The organism is Bradyrhizobium monzae (assembly GCF_021458635.1).
Taxonomy (GTDB): domain Bacteria; phylum Pseudomonadota; class Alphaproteobacteria; order Rhizobiales; family Xanthobacteraceae; genus Bradyrhizobium.
Genome location: NZ_JAIRDQ010000007.1, coordinates 208,451 through 224,652 on the forward strand (window position 1 = coordinate 208,451; position 16,202 = coordinate 224,652).

15 protein-coding genes are annotated in these 16,202 nt (G+C 63.9%); 7 read left to right on the forward strand and 8 right to left on the reverse strand.

The features are described 5' to 3' along the window. Positions 1–31: 31 nt before the first annotated feature. Complete coding sequence (locus tag K3F49_RS25320; RefSeq protein WP_234683654.1) at positions 32–838, reverse strand: lytic murein transglycosylase; 807 nt, start codon at positions 836–838, stop codon at positions 32–34. Positions 839–1,487: 649 nt separating this feature from the next. Here K3F49_RS25320 and K3F49_RS25325 point away from each other — a divergent pair. Continuing rightward, positions 1,488–1,724: a hypothetical protein gene (locus tag K3F49_RS25325; RefSeq protein ID WP_234683655.1), complete on the forward strand. Its 237-nt coding sequence runs from the start codon at positions 1,488–1,490 to the stop codon at positions 1,722–1,724. A gap of 87 nt (positions 1,725–1,811) precedes the next feature. Here the strand turns inward: K3F49_RS25325 and rpoD are convergent, their stop codons facing one another. Continuing rightward, positions 1,812–3,956, reverse strand: a complete 2,145-nt coding sequence (rpoD, locus tag K3F49_RS25330; protein WP_234683656.1) for an RNA polymerase sigma factor RpoD — start codon at positions 3,954–3,956, stop codon at positions 1,812–1,814. 379 nt (positions 3,957–4,335) lie between these two features. Next, positions 4,336–6,366, reverse strand: a complete 2,031-nt coding sequence (gene dnaG, locus K3F49_RS25335) for a DNA primase (RefSeq protein WP_234683787.1) — start codon at positions 6,364–6,366, stop codon at positions 4,336–4,338. Positions 6,367–6,627: 261 nt separating this feature from the next. On the opposite strand from dnaG, the gene K3F49_RS25340 reads away from it, so the two are divergent. Further along, positions 6,628–7,191: a chlorite dismutase family protein gene (locus K3F49_RS25340; RefSeq protein ID WP_234683657.1), complete on the forward strand. Its 564-nt coding sequence runs from the start codon at positions 6,628–6,630 to the stop codon at positions 7,189–7,191. On the opposite strand, the gene K3F49_RS25345 is transcribed toward K3F49_RS25340, so the two are convergent. Then, the gene (locus K3F49_RS25345; RefSeq protein ID WP_234683658.1) at positions 7,188–7,586 is read right to left on the reverse strand and encodes a gamma-glutamylcyclotransferase family protein; all 399 of its coding nucleotides are present in this window, start codon (positions 7,584–7,586) and stop codon (positions 7,188–7,190) included. The genes K3F49_RS25340 and K3F49_RS25345 overlap by 4 nt on opposite strands. Positions 7,587–7,710: 124 nt before the next feature. Next, a complete protein-coding gene (locus K3F49_RS25350; protein ID WP_234683659.1) occupies positions 7,711–8,622 on the reverse strand; it encodes a transglutaminase family protein in 912 nt (303 codons plus the stop codon). Between the two features lie 93 nt (positions 8,623–8,715). Between K3F49_RS25350 and K3F49_RS25355 the strand changes: the two genes are divergently transcribed. Beyond that, entirely contained in the window at positions 8,716–9,522 is an 807-nt protein-coding gene (locus K3F49_RS25355; protein ID WP_234683660.1) for an N-formylglutamate amidohydrolase, read from the forward strand. A 73-nt stretch (positions 9,523–9,595) separates the two neighbouring features. On the opposite strand, the gene K3F49_RS25360 is transcribed toward K3F49_RS25355, so the two are convergent. The 3 genes from K3F49_RS25360 to K3F49_RS25370 are packed head-to-tail and all read right to left on the reverse strand — an operon-like array spanning position 9,596 to position 12,256. Beyond that, positions 9,596–10,213 carry a LysE family translocator gene (locus K3F49_RS25360; RefSeq protein WP_234683788.1) on the reverse strand — a complete coding sequence of 206 codons (618 nt, stop codon included), beginning with the start codon at positions 10,211–10,213 and terminating at the stop codon, positions 9,596–9,598. Between the two features lie 49 nt (positions 10,214–10,262). Continuing rightward, entirely contained in the window at positions 10,263–10,808 is a 546-nt protein-coding gene (locus K3F49_RS25365) for a hypothetical protein (protein WP_234683661.1), read from the reverse strand. A gap of 2 nt (positions 10,809–10,810) precedes the next feature. Further along, the gene (locus tag K3F49_RS25370; RefSeq protein WP_234683662.1) at positions 10,811–12,256 is read right to left on the reverse strand and encodes an LVIVD repeat-containing protein; all 1,446 of its coding nucleotides are present in this window, start codon (positions 12,254–12,256) and stop codon (positions 10,811–10,813) included. Positions 12,257–12,372: 116 nt separating this feature from the next. On the opposite strand from K3F49_RS25370, the gene K3F49_RS25375 reads away from it, so the two are divergent. The 4 genes from K3F49_RS25375 (at position 12,373) to K3F49_RS25390 (ending at position 16,164) form a co-directional block, all read left to right on the forward strand. Then, on the forward strand, positions 12,373–12,687 hold the full coding sequence (locus K3F49_RS25375) for an ArsR/SmtB family transcription factor (RefSeq protein WP_234683663.1): 315 nt from the start codon (positions 12,373–12,375) through the stop codon (positions 12,685–12,687). Further along, positions 12,680–13,150, forward strand: a complete 471-nt coding sequence (locus K3F49_RS25380) for an SRPBCC family protein (protein ID WP_234683664.1) — start codon at positions 12,680–12,682, stop codon at positions 13,148–13,150. Before K3F49_RS25375 ends, K3F49_RS25380 begins: the two co-directional genes overlap by 8 nt. Next, entirely contained in the window at positions 13,147–13,659 is a 513-nt protein-coding gene (locus tag K3F49_RS25385; protein WP_234683665.1) for an SRPBCC family protein, read from the forward strand. The genes K3F49_RS25380 and K3F49_RS25385 overlap by 4 nt, the downstream gene beginning before the upstream one ends. 276 nt (positions 13,660–13,935) lie before the next feature. Further along, positions 13,936–16,164, forward strand: a complete 2,229-nt coding sequence (locus tag K3F49_RS25390; protein ID WP_234683666.1) for an ATP-binding protein — start codon at positions 13,936–13,938, stop codon at positions 16,162–16,164. Positions 16,165–16,202: the final 38 nt, after the last annotated feature.

Below are 16,202 nucleotides of genomic sequence, written 5' to 3' on the forward strand. Positions count from 1 at the left end.
CTTTGCCCACCCTACGAGACTGAGTATGTGGCTACTGCCCCACCAGCCTGTCCGCAAAATACCCGATCGTCTTGCGATAGATCACCGCCCTGTTCCACTCGCGCATCGCGTCGAAATTGGCGGAGCCTTCGTCATAGGGCTGGCCCATCTTGAAGCCGTTCGAATGCAGCAGGTTCGCCGTCGAGGCGAGCACGTCGGGGACGCTGTGGCGGAGGTCGACATGGCCGTCGCCGTCGAAATCGACGCCGTATTTGATATAGGACGACGGCAGGAACTGGGTCTGGCCGATCTCGCCGGCATAGGCGCCGATGAGGTCGCGCAGCGGCAGGTCGCCGCGTTGCACGATCTTGAGCGCGGCGAGCAGCTCGCCCTGAAACAGCTCGGTGCGGCGGCAATCATGCGCCAGCGTCGCAAGCGTGCGGATCACCGGCAGCTTGCCCATGTCGCCCTTGCCGAAATCGCTCTCCAGGCCCCAGATCGCGACCAGGATCTGCCGGGGCACGCCAAACTGCTGCTCGATGCGCGAGAGCAGCGCGGCATGACGCTGCAGCAGCGCACGGCCGCCGTTGATGCGGCCGGGCCCGACGCGGGTCGAGACATACTGCTCGAAGCTTTTGTTGAACGTGTAGCGCTGGCGCCGGTCGAAGGCGAGCACGGCGCCATCCTGGGTGATGCCGCCGAACGCCGCGCTGGTCACCCCCGCCGAAACGCCGGCGGCCTGCGCCTCCGCCGTCATGCCGGCGACGAAGCTGTTGAAGTCGCCGCCGCATCGCGCGGCCTCGGCCGACCCGCCGGCCAGACAAACGATCGAAGCGACGGCGAGAGCGTATCTCAACATGCGGGAAAATCCTTGGGAACGCGGAAGGCGGCGCGCGATCATGCCCGGGAACTGGATTCGCGTCAAAGCGGCACGGGCAAAACAGGGGTATGGTGCCAGCATCGTAGACTCCAGACATTGGCGCCTTCCGGCGCCGCATCCGGAGAGAGTCATGCGATTCACCATCACGCCCGACGGCGCGGACATCTCGCTGCGCATGATCGCAGGCCTGCTGCAGCCCAATCCCTGCCACCACGCGTGTGCTCGCTGCGTTGCGAAAGCGCGGTGAGATGAACAAGCTATTTTGGCGATCGAAGCATCCGCTTTTCGAAACTGAGGAACCCGTGATGCCATTGGCTGCATGTCTGATGCGCTCGCTGCGACATCAACACCACGACGATTTATCTTGCCATCGCAGAGCGCAAGCTATAGTCTTCTATCTCAGGTTGTTGCCCTGCCAGCCCCGGGCGACGCTGAAGACCAAAAATAAACGGCGGGCTTATCGGCCCGCCGTTTATTTGTGGGTGGGGTCGCACCGGACCATGCGAAGCGCTCAGCCCCCCGGTCGGACAAACAAAATCGCCAAACGATTGCCAGAAAGCTGCTGGATTGACGCTGGCGGCTGTTGAAGTCATTTGACTGCGGCGCCCTTATCGACGACAAGCCCGCCATGGCCAAAAAACCCGGTACCAATCCCAAGGGCGAATTCGCCTTTTTCAACGTCTTCTACGAAGACGGCTCCCAACGCTCCAACCGGCGCGTACCTTCGGAGCTGCTCGGCGGCCTCGATGGCGACGAGCCCGCCCGCGCCTACATCATGGAGCAGGACCGCGAGATCGCGGAAAAGAGCGGCCGCCCGCCGATGGAGATCAAGAGCCTCGACCGCGTCGGGGCGAAGAAGAAGTAGGCTCGACCCGCGGCACACGCGAAGCGACAGCGCAACGAAAAACGGCGGGCTTTCGGCCCGCCGTTTTCGTTTGGATGGATACCTCGATTAGTTATCCAAGAAGCTCCGCAGCTTCCGCGACCGCGACGGATGCTTCAGCTTCCGCAGCGCCTTCGCTTCGATCTGACGAATTCGTTCGCGGGTCACCGAGAACTGCTGGCCGACTTCTTCCAGCGTGTGGTCGGTGTTCATGCCGATGCCGAAGCGCATGCGCAGCACGCGCTCTTCGCGCGGGGTGAGCGAGGCGAGCACGCGCGTGGTGGTTTCGCGCAGGTTCGACTGGATCGCGGCGTCGATCGGCAGGATCGCGTTCTTGTCCTCGATGAAATCGCCGAGGTGTGAATCCTCTTCGTCACCGACCGGCGTTTCGAGCGAGAGCGGCTCTTTCGCAATCTTGAGGACCTTGCGGACCTTCTCCAAGGGCATGCCGAGCTTTTCGGCGAGCTCCTCCGGGGTCGGCTCGCGGCCGATCTCGTTGAGCATCTGGCGGCTCGTGCGCACGATCTTGTTGATCGTCTCGATCATATGCACCGGAATACGGATGGTGCGCGCCTGGTCGGCGATCGAGCGGGTGATCGCCTGCCGGATCCACCACGTCGCGTAGGTCGAGAACTTGTAGCCGCGGCGATACTCGAACTTATCGACGGCCTTCATCAGGCCGATGTTGCCTTCCTGGATCAGGTCGAGGAATTGCAGGCCGCGGTTGGTGTACTTCTTGGCGATCGAGATCACGAGACGGAGGTTGGCTTCCACCATCTCCTTCTTGGCCTGGCGGGCTTCGCGCTCGCCCTTCTGCACGGAGTGCACGATCTTGCGGAACTCGACGATCTCGAGGCCGGTCAGCGCAGCAAGCTGATGCACCTCGTGGCGGAGGTCCTTAATGCGGTCCTTCTCGTGATGAACGAAATTCTTCCAGCCCTTGGCCGAGAGCTTCGAAACGCGGTTGAGCCAGCGCGGATCCAGTTCCGAGCCGGTGTAGTTGCGCAAGAAGTCTTCGCGCGCGACGCCGTGGCTGTCGGCGAGGCGCATCAGGCGGCCCTCATGCGAGACGAGGCGCTTGTTGATGTCGTAGAGCTGCTCGACGAGTGAATCGATACGGGCCTGGTTCAGGCGCAGCGACTTCACCTCGACGATGATCTCGTCCTTCAGCTTCTTGTACTTGCGCTCCTGGTGCGGCGAGAGCGACTCGTTCTGGAGCTGGTTCTGGATGTCCTGCTCCTGAAGCTTGCGCAGCTTCTTGTAGCTGTCGGCGATCTTGTCGAAGATCTCGACCACCTTCGGCTTGAGCTCGGCCTCGATCGCCGCAAGCGACATCTGGTTCTCGAACTCGTCGTCCTCGTCCATGTCGGCTTCGGCGGCGGACTCCGCGGGATCCTTCTCGGCCTCGCCGGCATTGCCACCGGCAGGCGCGGCGCGGAACGGGGTCGGCGCCGGGGGAGCGGCGGGCGGCGCGACAAGCGCGGGCGCACCCACGGCCGCTGCAGCCTGGCCACCTTCGGCCGGTGCTTCGCCGTTCTCAGCATTGGGACCGGCGATCATCGCGGTGTTCATGCCGGCCTTGGCGTCGGGACCGGCATAGGTCGCTTCGAGATCGATGATGTCGCGAAGGAAGATCTTTCCTTCGTTCAATTCGTCGCGCCAGATGATGATGGCCTGGAAGGTCAGCGGGCTTTCGCAGAGGCCCGCGATCATCGCCTCGCGGCCGGCCTCGATGCGCTTCGCAATCGCGATTTCGCCTTCGCGGGAGAGCAGCTCGACCGTGCCCATCTCGCGCAGATACATGCGCACGGGGTCGTCGGTGCGTTCGCCCGGCTCGCTCTTCTTGACCTCGGTGACGGCCTTCTGCGTGACCTCGACGAGCTCGTTGTCGGTCTCGTCCTCGCCGCCCTCGTCCTTGTCCTCTTCGCCTTCGCTATCGTCGGCTTCGGTGACGTTGATGCCCATGTCCGAGAGCATGGACATGATGTCCTCGATCTGCTCGGGCGAGGTCTGGTCGGACGGCAAAACTTCATTGAGCTGATCGAAGGTCACGAAGCCGCGCTTCTTGGCCTGCTTGATCATCTTCTTCACTGCCGCGTCGGACAGATCGAGCAAGGGAGACGGCGCGTCCTGGGAGTCCTTCTCCGGCGCGTCCGCTGCCTTGTCGTCTTTTTCCTTATCCTTCGCCTGCAGCGTCTTTGCCTTGGTGGCCATCCATTGCTCCTAAACGCGCTTCATACGGAAGGCCGATCGGCCCGCCCGCGTGAATTCACTTGAACCTGTTGCTCGACGCTCTCGCTTCGTCAGATCTCGACACGGAAAGGGCGGCGCGAACATCTGATCGCCACCCCGACCTTTCTCTCGCCGGATTTGCCTAACGCTTCGTGAGCCTCTTTGTCGCAGCGGATGCAGGTGAAGTGCCAACAGCTATTGCGCGGATTCATTCCTGACGCGTCTGTTCTGCCTGCGGCCGCCTGGGGGCCAAAGTGCTACAAGACCGTTAAGCCTCGATTAACCCTGTTTTTGCCGCCAAACCTTGGATTTGGCGAGTCTTTTAGCGGCTCCGGTCCCGGCCGTCCGCATGATTCTTTCATCACACGCTCTTCTGGAACCGGCCCGACAGCTCGCCAAAACCCTCGATCAGGGCCTCGGTGCCGTCGACCTCGGCCAACCGAGCCTTCACATCACGCAGCCACGCCAAATTGGCCTCGCTGGGATCGTCCCCCAAGGCCAGCTCGGCGTCTTTCAGCTCTCTAAGTAGTGAATGGTACTGCCGATGCAAGGCAACAAGCTGATGCCAGGTGGCAAGAACGTCGTCCCGTGCCGCGCCCTCACGGGCGCCCCACACCGCCGCGGTGGTGATGCCGCCCTCAACTCGTTGAAGCAGCTGCGAAAATCCACCCTTCTCGATATCGGCCCGCATCTTCTCGGCCTGCTCGCCGGGGTCCGGTGAGTGGTGATGATCGTTGGCGAAAGCGGCGATGATGCCGGCCCTGAGCTTGTGGGCCTCGGGGTGAGCGAACTCCAGGGCGGCCACTTCCTCGAGGTGCTCATGCAGCAGCCAGGGGTGGTTGATCAGGCTTTGCAGGATCAGGGCCTCGCGGCGCGAGATGGCGCTGCGCTGGCCCCGCATGATCGGGCTCGCCGCAAGCTGGGGGCTCGCCGCCTGGTAGGGGCCGGAGGGGAGCGGGGCCGGGCCGGGCGGGCCGCGGCGGCCTCCCCCAAATCCTTGGCCAAACCCCTGGCCGCCGAATCGATTCGCTTGTCCGCCGCCGCGGGGCTGGAATGGGCGGCCGCCTCCCCCTTGGCGGAAATTGCCCCGGCCGGCAAAGCCGCCGCGTCCGCCATCGGGCGAGAAGGTGCGCTGCAGCCGCTCGACGAATTCGTCGCGGTAGTAACGCCGCACCACCTCGTCGCGGATGCCGTTCGACAATTCCTTGATGCGCGCTTCCAGCGCCGCGCGGCGCTCGGGCGTGGCAAAATTGCCGCCTTCGAGCTCGCGCGACCAGATCATGTCGGCGAGCGGACGTGCCGCTGCGATCACTTCCTCGATCGCGCCGCGCCCGCCGGAGCGCGCGAGATCGTCGGGGTCCTGCCCTTCCGGCAGCAGCGCAAAGCGCAGGCTCTTGCCCGGCGCGAGAAATGGCAGCGCGAGGTCGGCAGCGCGATAGGCGGCTTTCTGTCCGGCGCGGTCGCCGTCGAAGCAGAGGATCGGCTCGTCCGCCATCTTCCAGAGCAGTGCGAGCTGATTTTCGGTGAGCGCCGTGCCGAGTGGCGCGACGGCACCAGCGAAACCCGCAGTGACCATGGCGATGACGTCGACATAGCCCTCGACCACGATCAGCGCGCTGCCGTCATGGGTGGCTTTGCGCGCGGTCTGGTGATTGTAGAGATTGTCGCCCTTGTGGAAGAGCGGCGTCTCCGGCGAGTTCAGGTATTTGGCCGGAACGTCCTTCTCCAGCGCGCGTCCACCGAAGGCGATGACGCGGCCGCGCAAATCCGTGATCGGAAACATCACGCGATCCCGGAAGCGATCGTAGGGCACGGGGATGTCGTTGCCGGCAACCAGCAGCCCGGTCTCGATCATGTCCTCGACGGACACGCCGAGCTTGCCGAGATGCTCCTTCAGCGCAAAGCGCTCCGGCGGCGGCGGCGCATAGCCCAGCCGAAACTGCAATTGCGTTGCCGGCGAGATGGCGCGGTCGGCGAGATAACCGCGTGCTTTCGCACCGACGCGCGAAGCCAATGTCTCAGAGAAAAACTTGGCCGCGAGTTCCATCACGTCATGCAGCGTGCGCCGCCGCTGCTCGTGCCGCGCCGCATCCGGCGTCACCGCCGGCAGCGGCAGGCCGGCCATGCTGGCGAGCCGCTCGACCGCTTCGGCAAACGGCAAGCCGTCGGTCTCCATCACGAAGTTGATGATGTCGCCGTGCTTGCCGGAGGAGAAGTCGTGGTAAAAACCCTTCTGGTCGTTGACGTAGAAGGACGGCGTCTTCTCCTGCTGGAACGGCGACAGCCCCTTCCACTCCCGCCCCGCCTTCTTCAACTTGACGCGCTTGCCCACGACTTCGGAGACCGAAAGCCGGGCGCGGAGCTCGTCGAGGAATTGGGGCGTAAAGCGCATGGCCATTGTGTAGCGCGAACCAGGGTGAGTCGGGCGAAGGGATCAGGGATATAGGTGCGGGGTGGCTAAAAGTCAGGTTTGTCAGGATTATACGCGCTGTTCACAGCCCTTTCCGTCATTCCGGGGTCATGCGCAACATCGAGCCCGGGATCCATTTCTCGCAGCATTCTGGCGGCGCGAGATTCCGGACTACGCCAAGAGGTGCGCCCCGGAATGACGGGAAAAGCTTGAACCTCGCCCGGTTCCACGCTTCCATAGGCCATGTTCAGGACCTTTCGCGGTGGCCACAGCGGGGGCTGGCGCGTGACCTCGCTGTCACCAGTGACGGGCGAGCCCCTGCCCTTCATGCCGGCGCTGTCGGTAACCGACGGCGACGCTGTCTCGTTGCCGCTGGTGCCCTCGCGCAATGCGTGGCGCCTGGTCGGCGCACCGAGCAGCTTGCGCTACACCGAACGCGCGGAGAAGCAGCAGCTCGAGAACGTGCAGGCCGGCCTCGGCAGGCTGGAGGCCACCAGCGCGGCGCTGATCCCGATCCGCAAGTCGCAGGCATGGTGGGATCTCACGCAGGAAGAACGCCGCAAAATCTTTGAAGACAAGTCGCACCACATCGCGAGCAGCCTTCGTTTTCTGCCCGCCATCGCGCGCCAGCTCTATCATTGCCGCGACCTCGGCGAGCCCTTCGATTTCCTGACCTGGTTCGAGTTCGCACCCGCGCACGCCTCGCTGTTCGAGGAGCTGGTCGACATGCTCAGGCAAACCGAGGAATGGACCTATGTCGAGCGCGAGGTCGACGTCCGCGTGGTGAAGGAAGTGCTGTCGGCCTAGTGATCCAGGAAGCGGCCGGACTCGATGTGCGGCAGATCGGTGACGGGCCAGTTGTAGACGTAGGTCCAGGCCGGCGCCGTCGTGCCATCCGTGCAGGTCACGTCGATCAGCTGGCGCAGATATTCCGTCGGCTCCGGAAAGCCCTCGCCGCAGGCCTCATACATGTCGAGCTCGCGCAAGAGTTCGTCGCCCGCGCGCAGTTTGAAAATCTCGCCGTGCACGAGGTCGGACGGCGCGCCGGACAGCAGCAATCCCGGATAATGTTTTACAAGCACGAGCCGGCCGCGGCAGCTCGCCTCGCCCAGAAAATCCGCATGCTGCGCCAGCAGCCGCGCCATCGGATGGTCGAAGCCGCGCATCAGTGTGCCGTAGACGAAGAGGCGATCGGAGGTCATGGGGGCTCTATAAACTCTCCACACCGTCATTGCGAGGAGCTCTTGCGACGAAGCAATCCAGACTGTCGCTGTGGCTTCTGGATTGCTTCGCTTCGCTCGCAATGACGCACGAAAGCAGCTTCATCTACAAAGCTTCCGCTTCCAGCTCCCTGCCGCTGCGTTCCTCGTCCGAGACCACCTTGATGCTGACATCCATGACGTCGAAGGCATCCTGGGTGCCGATATAGATGCCGTGCAGCGGGATGGCCTGACGCGGGTCGCGGGCGACCGCGACGCGGATGAGGTCGCGGGTGCCGACGATGCCATTGGTCGGATCGAACTCGATCCAGCCTGCGCTCGGCAGATAGACCTGCACCCATGCATGGGTCGAGCCGCCGCCGACATGGTGCTGCGCGATGTCTTCGGGCACGAAGATGTAGCCGGAGACGAAGCGCGCGGCGATGCCGAGCCGGCGCAGCGCCTCGATCATGAACAGCGCATAGTCGCGGCAGGTGCCGGTGCCCCACTGCAACGTGTCGAACGGGGCTTGCGTGCCCGGCTGGTGACGCCTGCGGTATCTAAACTGCTTGCGGATGGCGTGCGTGATACGGCTCAACATCGCGAAGGTTGGCGACGGCGTGTCCTCGTCGAGAAAGCTGCGCGCCCATTCCGCGATCTTGCCGTCGGGATCGGGATATCGCGGCGTGCTGTACTGGACGAGATCGGGCAATTCCGCGTCGTCATAGACGAAGGGATAGAAGTAGGCGGGATCGTCCGGCGTCAGCGCGAAATCTTCGACCGGATTGTGCTCGACGGTGACGTGCCAGTCGAAGATCAGACGGTCCGCGCGCGCGTCGAAATCGGCGATCGCGACCGAATTGCCGAACACGTCGTGAATCCAGCGCAGCGACATCGGCTCCGGCGAGATCTCGAGCCTGGAGTCGAGCACGCGCAGATCATGACCGTCACTTGGGCGCAGCATAAATCTGTGTTCGCCGAAGGCCACGGGACGATTGTAGCGATATTCGGTCTTGTGATGAATCGTCAGCAGCGGCATCGTCAGGAGATCATGGTGATTTTGGGCAGACCCATTGTGAACGATTCTTTGCCCAATTTCCGGGGGCGACTGCTTTTTCCATAGGCAATCAGGATGGCTTTCAACACAGCCGAGGCGACGGATCAACTCCTTGGACAAGGCGATATTCCGCCAGTGCATGAGGTGAATGCGGCAGGCACATCGCCCTTCCTGCTCACATCGGACCATTACGGCCGCATTCTGCCGCGCGCGCTCGGCGATCTCGGCGTCTCGGAAAGCGAGCTTGTCAGGCACATCGCCTGGGACATCGGCATCGCCGGCGTCTCCGAGCGGATGGCGGAGATGCTGGATGCCCATCTGATCGCACAGCGATATTCGCGACTCGTGATCGACTGCAACCGCTCGCCGGGCATCGCAAGCTCGATCCCCGTGATATCAGAGGCAACCACGATCCCGCGCAATGAGGGAATCTCGGAGGACGAGCGCGCGGCGAGGCGACGCGAGATTTTTGACCCCTATCATCATCGCATCGATGCGGCGATCGACAGCCGGATACACGCCAAGCGGGCAACCGTGCTGGTGTCGCTGCACAGTTTTACCCCTGTTTATGCCGGCGTCGCGCGGCGCTGGCACATCGGCGCGCTCTATAACCGCGACACTTTGCTGCCAAAACTGCTGCTGAAACATTTGCGCGCCGAGGGCGATCTCGTCGTCGGCGACAACGAGCCCTATGCGGTGAGCGATCTCAGCGACTACACCATCCCCGTGCACGGCGAGGCCCGCGGCCTCGTCAACACCGGCATCGAGATCCGCCAGGACCTGATCGCGGATCAATCCGGCCAGCAGCAATGGGCGGAACGGCTGGCGCGGATCTTTGCGGAGATCGAACTGGAGTTGAAGCCGGAGTTGCTGGCCGACTAACCGCCGCGCGTCTTCCTTGGACGCACCGCGGCGGACGAAGGTTCAACCGGCCAATTCGCTTACTTGGTCGTGCTCATTTGGCCCGGATCAACGCCAGCCAGATGCCGCCGCCGATCATGAAGCCGCCGGACACGCGCGACACCATGCGGGTGCGGCGCGCCGAGAAAAAGCCGCGGGCCTGTCCGGCAAGCAGCGCGTAGATTCCGTCCGTCAAGCCGGCAAGCACCATGAAAGTGATTCCGAGCACCAGGACCTGCGACAGGTGATCCTTGCTCATGTCCATGAATTGCGGAATGAACGCGCCGAAGAACACCAGCAGCTTCGGGTTCGACAACGCCACGACAAAGCCCTGCAAAAGGAAGCCGCCGCGAGGGGGCGGCGGAGGCGCGTCGGCGTCGACGCCCTCGACCGGAGCGCGGATCAGCTTGAAGCCGAGCCAGACCAGATAGGCCGCGCCCGCAAAGCGCACCCAGTTGAACCAATACCCCATCGTCGCCATCAGCGAGGTGAGGCCAACCGCAAGTACACCGATCACGATCAGCAGCCCCAGCTGCACGCCGAGAATGTTGGTCAGCGCCGCACGCGTGCCATGGCGCAGGCCGTTGGCGATGACGAGGGTGACGATCGGGCCCGGCAGCAGCGCGAGCGCAATGCAGGCAGCGATGAAGGCGAGATAGGCTTGCATGGACATCATGGGGAGGACTCGGCTTGGGGCGTTTGCCTGTATTAATGCATGGCACTTACTTCCCGTCCAGCGCCGCTGTCAGCCACGCTTTCATCTCCTGCGTCTCCAGGAATGCGAGCGCCGCAAGCTGCATCGCGTTGGCATCGCCCCGCCCCTGCGCCGCGGCGACGAGGAGATCGCAGCGCCGTGAGACGGCAACGCCAACCGCGGCGTGGCTCGCACCGTCATAGAGGGCGAGATCATAGCGCCGCGCACGACCGTGCATCTCGCCGACATGCACCACCTCGCCCGGTGCGGTCGCCGCAAAGCGCGGGGTGATCAGATCGATATCGGCGACGCGATCAACCTCGTCGTCATCGGCGACACCGCTGTCGCAATTGCAGAATCCGCGCTTGGCGCGGACATGGAGCTCGGCGCCGTCGCAGGCTCCGCCCTCGCAGCGAAACGCACGGCCCGCGGGCCAGCCGTCGCGCGGGAACGGCCAGGCGAGCTCGCGCCAGTGCGCTGATGTCGGCGCGGGCTGCGGCGCCAGCTGATAGGCCCCGACGCCGGATGCGCCGAGGGCGGCAAGGACGAGCGCGATCGTCATAACGCGCCGCATCGTCAGTTCTTCGGCAGGCCGGCGACGGCGCGTGCCGGCCCGGTCAGTTCGAGAATGTGCAGGCCGGTGTTGGCGCGGTCGACGATGTAGATGTAACCGCGCTCGTCGGTCTCGACATTGTTGGTCTGGATCGCGACCTTGCAGCGCTCGCCGCCTTCGACCGGAATGCAGCGCTTGTCAGTCGCCTGCGTGATCGCAGGAATGAAATAGCCGACCTCCTTGGGATGATAGGGATCGCGGATGTCGAGCGCGCGGACGCCGGCATTGAAGAAGGCGATGAAGGCCAACTTCTTGTAGTAGATCGGCGCCATGCTCTCGTTCGAGGAGTGCGAGCCGAAGCGGCCGCCGCGCTGGCAGAACTGCCCACTCGCCTCCGGCACGGTGTAGCTCGATATCATCATCGGCCGCGTTTCGGTGGTGACGTCGGCGAGCCACACCATCTGGCGCGCCTCGCCGCATTCGTTCAAGATCGCCTCGTCGACGATCATGACGATGTCGCGGGTCTTGCCGTCCTTGTCCTCGGCGAATTCCGCGACCGGCATGTCGAGCATCGGAAATGTGGTGTGCGCGCCGTTGAACGCCGACATCGGCATCCGCGAGATCTCGGGAAGGCGCAGATTGTCCGGCGTCGGCTCCTTCGGTCCGTTCAGAAGCTTCTCGCGATCGACGATCTGCAAGATGCCGCCCTTGTTGGTGCCGTAACCGAAATAGACGCGGTTGCCATTGGGGCCGGTCGAGATCGGCCCGTGTAATTCGGTCGGCACCGCGCCGGTCGATCCCGGCTCCTGGCCGGGCAGGCCGAAGTCGCGGATTTTTTGCGGATGGGCGGGATCGGAGAGATCATAGATCTGCGTCATGCGCCGGGTGCGCCAGTCCGGCGCACCCGAGACGAGATAGGCAATGCCGGTGTCGCATTCCCACCAGCTCTTGTGCGTATCCTTCAAGCCGCCGATGCGCGTGATCAGCGTGGGATTGGCGGGATCGGCAACGTTCCAGATCTCATGCGCCTCGCTGCCGAAAGTGCGCAGCATGTAGACCGCATTGGGATCGCCCTTCGGCAATGCCTTGCCGTCGCACACGCGCACCATCTGCGCGCCACCGGATTCATACTTGCCTTCCTGCCCCGGCAGATGCCTGAGATATTTGGGATGCGCGGGATCGGTGACATCGACGATCGACGTTCCGTTCGGCTCCGCTTGCCCGGTCATCGGATTGACGGGAGCCGGCACGTCGTCGGTGCCGCCATGGTGACCGATATAGGCGATCCAGCGGTCGCCCTGGTGATGGATGGTCGGCTGATAGGCGCTGCGCGCCTGCAGATCGTTGGTTCCCACCAGCTTCATGTTGGACGCCTCCGGCGGCGCACCGATGGTCTGCTTCTGGGCGTGAACAAAAGCGCTGCCAGCGAAAAGGACGAGGGCGGCAGCAGTCAAGACGCAACGGAACATCAAAGTCCTCCCGGAACCAATCTGCGTTGGCTGAGCTTCAAGGCTAGCACAGCCATTTGCGCGCGCCAAAGACACCATCTTGACATGCAACTAATTGGTTGCCTATTATCGTTGCCATGGATGAGGTCTTCAAAGCGCTCGCCGATGCGTCGAGACGGTCGCTGCTGGACAGGCTTCACGCCAGGAACGGCCAGACCCTGAACGAGCTTTGCGAAGGCCTGGAGATGACGCGCCAGGCGGTGACGAAACACCTGGTCATCCTGGAAGAGGCCAATCTCGTCACGACCATCAGGCATGGCCGCGAGAAGCTGCACTATCTCAATCCGATGCCGATCCATCAGATCGGCGAACGCTGGATCAGGAAATTCGAGCGCGGCAAGCTTGCCGCGCTCAGCGAGTTGAAACGCCAGTTGGAGAAGCGTGATGAGTAAGCCCCAATTCGTCTATGTCACCTACATCGAGACCACGCCGGAAAAGCTGTGGGAGGCGCTGACGTCGAGCGCGTTCACACGGCAATACTGGTTCGGCGCCGAGGTCCGCTCCGACTGGACGGTCGGCTCCCCCTTCGCGCTCACGCTCGACGGCGAGGTCACCGATTCCGGCAAAATCCTGGAGGCTGATCCGCCGCGGCGCCTATCCTACAGCTTCAAGCACGAGAAATTCGAGGAGCTGCGCGGCGAGCCGATCTCGCGCGTCGTGTTCACCATCGAACCCTTTGGCCCGCTCGTGCGTTTGACCGTGTTGCATGACGGCTTCGTGGAGGGCGGCAAATATCTCGGCGCCGTCTCCAATGGCTGGCCGGCGATCCTGTCCCAGCTCAAGAGCCTGCTCGAGACCGGCAAGCTGCTCGGCATTCCACGCGCAGCGCTCAACAAGGGGTTCGACGCAAAATGAATCTGGACCAATTCAAGCCGCTGACAGTCTACACCATCTACATCGCCTCCACGCCGGAGAAAGTGTGGGAGGCGCTGACCTCGGCTGAGTTCAGCCGAAGGTATTTCTCCGGCTTTGCGGTGGAGATGCAGCCGAAGCTCGGCGGTACATTCATCGTGCGTGCGCCCGATGGTTCGGAGCACATCTCCGGCGAAGTGTTCGAGTACGATCCGCCGAGGAAGCTGACGGTGACGTGGAACGTCAACTGGCCCGACCTCGTCGCAAAGCTCGGCACCACGCTGGTCACCTACGAGATCGAGCAAGCCGGCGAAGCCGTCCGCCTCACCATGAGCGAACGCCACGACCGCGATCTCAGCGACGACATTCTCTCCGGCGGCCGCACCGGCTGGCCCGCGATCCTCTCGGGGTTGAAGAGTTTGCTGGAAACGGGGAAGGCGCCGCAGATCAAGATGTCGCCGCCTCTGAAGATGCTGGAGGCGTTGAAGACGATGGGGATCAAGACGCCTTAGGGTGAGAGGCCTGCCTCCGCAGGCTCGGTATCGCAGGGTGGGCAAAGGCGCGCTCGCGCCGTGCCCACCACCGATCCAACTGCGACAGAGCTGCTGCGTATGGGTGCAACTTGACGCGCGACGACAGGACGAGTGTGGCGACACCGCAATGCACGCGCAGCGAAATCTTGGCCATCGGTACGATTTTCCAGCCGATGGCTATGGACTGCGCAGACGATCGTGCCGCAAATTGCACCGCCGAACAAGCGCGCGCGAAGAGCGGACCCGCCCCCACCGATGAGCCTGCGTACCCGCTTACTGATCCTCGTCATCGCGGCCATGCTGGTGCCGGCGAGCCTCGTTGGCTTGCGCTTCGTGCAAAACCGCACCAGCGAGATCAACGCGGCGCTGGCCAATCTGGCCGCATCCGCCGACGACATCGCGAGCGATCTGAACGAGAAGATTCAGGGCACCGCGCAGCTTCACTACGGCCTCGCCCGCGCCCGCGACCTCGACACGCGCGACAAGGCAGCATGCTCGGCGTTCCTGTCGGACGTGCGCGAAGAATATCCGCAGTTCACGGGCATCTTGACCATCGATCCCGACGGCCACCTGTTCTGCGACTCGCTCCGGACCAACCGCGCGCTCGATCTGAATGATCGGGCCTATTTCAGGCAGGCGAAGGTCTCGCAGGGTGCCGTCGCGGTGGAGCCGGTGTTCGGCCGCCTGACCGGATTATCGGTGCTCCAGATCGCCTACCCCGTCCGATCGGATGCGGGCGCGCTGAAATTCGTGCTGCTCGCTTCGTTCAACCTGAACAAATTCGCGGAATTTCACGACAAGCGCTTGCTTGCCGAGAAGGAGATCCTGTTCGTCGACAGCAAAGGGACCGTCCTCGTCGCCCCCAAGGCCGGCGGCTGGAGTGAGCCCGTCGGCGCGTCGATCGCGGGGTCCGACCTATTCCGCTTCGCGACAACGCCCAATGGCGAAGCGTCGCGAGAGGTCATCGATCGCCAGGGCCGCACGCAGGTCTGGGCCGTCGCCCGCTCGCCGGCGATCCGCAAGGCCGGCCTCACCATCCTGGTCGGACGCTCCAAGGACGGACTGGTCGCAGAGGCGAACCGCCGGCTCTACGAGGACATGGCGATCCTCGCGGTGGCCTCGCTGCTGCTGCTGGCCGGCATCTGGATCCTTGCGACCGTCAGCGTCGGGCGCCAGGTCGGACGGCTTGCCGCAATGGCAAAGCGGCTCGGGCTTGGCGATCTCAGCGCGCGCATTCCACCGCCGCATCCGAGCGGCGAGCTCGGCGGATTGATGGCCCTGCTCAACGGCACCGCCGAGTCGCTCGAGCAGCAACGCGCCGCCATCGCCGACCTCAGCCACAAGCTCAGCCAGTCCCAGAAGATGGAAGCTATGGGCCAGCTCACCGGCGGCGTGGCGCATGATTTCAACAATCTCCTGACCGTCATTCTCGGCAACTCCGAGCATCTCGCCGACCGGCTGGCGGACAATAAGGAATTGCAACGGATCGCCGGCGAGATCGCGACCGCCGCCGAGCGCGGCTCCGACCTGACGCGGAGCCTGCTCGCCTTCGCGCGCAAGCAGCCGCTCCGGCCCAGAGAGATCGACATTGCCGAGAAGGTCGTCGGCATGGAGCAGCTGTTGCGCCGGTCGCTCGGCGAGCACATCGAGTGCAGCTTCGCGTTTGGAGGCGATTTGTGGCTGACCAGTGTCGATCCCGGCCAACTGGCAACCGCCCTGCTCAACCTCGTGCTCAACGCGCGCGACGCGATGCCTGACGGCGGCAGACTGACGGTCGAGGTGCGCAACAACTCGCTCGGTCGGTCCGATCTCGACGTCAACGGCGAGCCGCGGCCCGGCGACTACGTCATGGTGGCCGTGACCGATACAGGCTGTGGTATGCCCGAGGACGTCGCGAGCCGTGCGTTCGAACCGTTCTTCACCACCAAGGAAGTCGGCAAGGGCACCGGGCTCGGCCTGAGCATGGTCTACGGCTTTGCGCAACAGTCCGGCGGTCTCGTGCAGCTGCAGTCCGAACCAGGGCAAGGCAGCGTCGTCAGGCTGTTTTTCCCGCGCATCGCGGCGACGCTGAATGAGGAGACGGCTCCGGCGGAACAGATCATCGCCCCCGACGGAAGCGAGACCGTTCTCGTCGTCGAGGACGACGACATGGTGCGGGCCTATGTCGAGAGCGAACTGAGGACGCTGGGCTACCGCGTCATCGCCACCTCGAACGGGCCGGCGGCTCTCGAGGTGCTGCGCCAGCCCGGTGATATCCATTTGCTGTTCACCGACGTCGTAATGCCCGGTGGCATGTTCGGGCCGGAACTTGCGCGGCAAGCGACTGCCTTGCGGCCCGATCTCAAAGTGCTCTTCACCTCCGGCTACAGCCAAAATCCCGTCAAGACGCCCGACGGGGTCGACGCCCGGATCCTGACCAAGCCGTTCAAGCGGCAGGACCTGGCCGCGATGCTGCGGTCCGCATTATCGGCGCCGTCGCGCTAGCGAGACACGAGCAGCAGCGCCACGCCGAGATTGGCCGA

Excerpts from the sequence above, each read along its gene's own strand:
- K3F49_RS25345 (WP_234683658.1), bottom strand. The coding sequence starts at position 7,586 with ATGACCTCCGATCGCCTCTTCGTCTACGGCACACTGATGCGCGGCTTC.
- K3F49_RS25385 (WP_234683665.1), top strand. The coding sequence starts at position 13,147 with ATGAATCTGGACCAATTCAAGCCGCTGACAGTCTACACCATCTACATC.
- K3F49_RS25320 (WP_234683654.1), bottom strand. The coding sequence starts at position 838 with ATGTTGAGATACGCTCTCGCCGTCGCTTCGATCGTTTGTCTGGCCGGC.
- K3F49_RS25380 (WP_234683664.1), top strand. The coding sequence starts at position 12,680 with ATGAGTAAGCCCCAATTCGTCTATGTCACCTACATCGAGACCACGCCG.
- K3F49_RS25365 (WP_234683661.1), bottom strand. The coding sequence starts at position 10,808 with ATGCGGCGCGTTATGACGATCGCGCTCGTCCTTGCCGCCCTCGGCGCA.
- K3F49_RS25390 (WP_234683666.1), top strand. The coding sequence starts at position 13,936 with ATGAGCCTGCGTACCCGCTTACTGATCCTCGTCATCGCGGCCATGCTG.
- dnaG (WP_234683787.1), bottom strand. The coding sequence starts at position 6,366 with ATGCGCTTTACGCCCCAATTCCTCGACGAGCTCCGCGCCCGGCTTTCG.
- K3F49_RS25350 (WP_234683659.1), bottom strand. The coding sequence starts at position 8,622 with ATGCCGCTGCTGACGATTCATCACAAGACCGAATATCGCTACAATCGT.
- K3F49_RS25325 (WP_234683655.1), top strand. The coding sequence starts at position 1,488 with ATGGCCAAAAAACCCGGTACCAATCCCAAGGGCGAATTCGCCTTTTTC.
- K3F49_RS25360 (WP_234683788.1), bottom strand. The coding sequence starts at position 10,213 with ATGTCCATGCAAGCCTATCTCGCCTTCATCGCTGCCTGCATTGCGCTC.
- K3F49_RS25340 (WP_234683657.1), top strand. The coding sequence starts at position 6,628 with ATGTTCAGGACCTTTCGCGGTGGCCACAGCGGGGGCTGGCGCGTGACC.
- rpoD (WP_234683656.1), bottom strand. The coding sequence starts at position 3,956 with ATGGCCACCAAGGCAAAGACGCTGCAGGCGAAGGATAAGGAAAAAGAC.
- K3F49_RS25375 (WP_234683663.1), top strand. The coding sequence starts at position 12,373 with ATGGATGAGGTCTTCAAAGCGCTCGCCGATGCGTCGAGACGGTCGCTG.
- K3F49_RS25370 (WP_234683662.1), bottom strand. The coding sequence starts at position 12,256 with ATGTTCCGTTGCGTCTTGACTGCTGCCGCCCTCGTCCTTTTCGCTGGC.
- K3F49_RS25355 (WP_234683660.1), top strand. The coding sequence starts at position 8,716 with ATGGCTTTCAACACAGCCGAGGCGACGGATCAACTCCTTGGACAAGGC.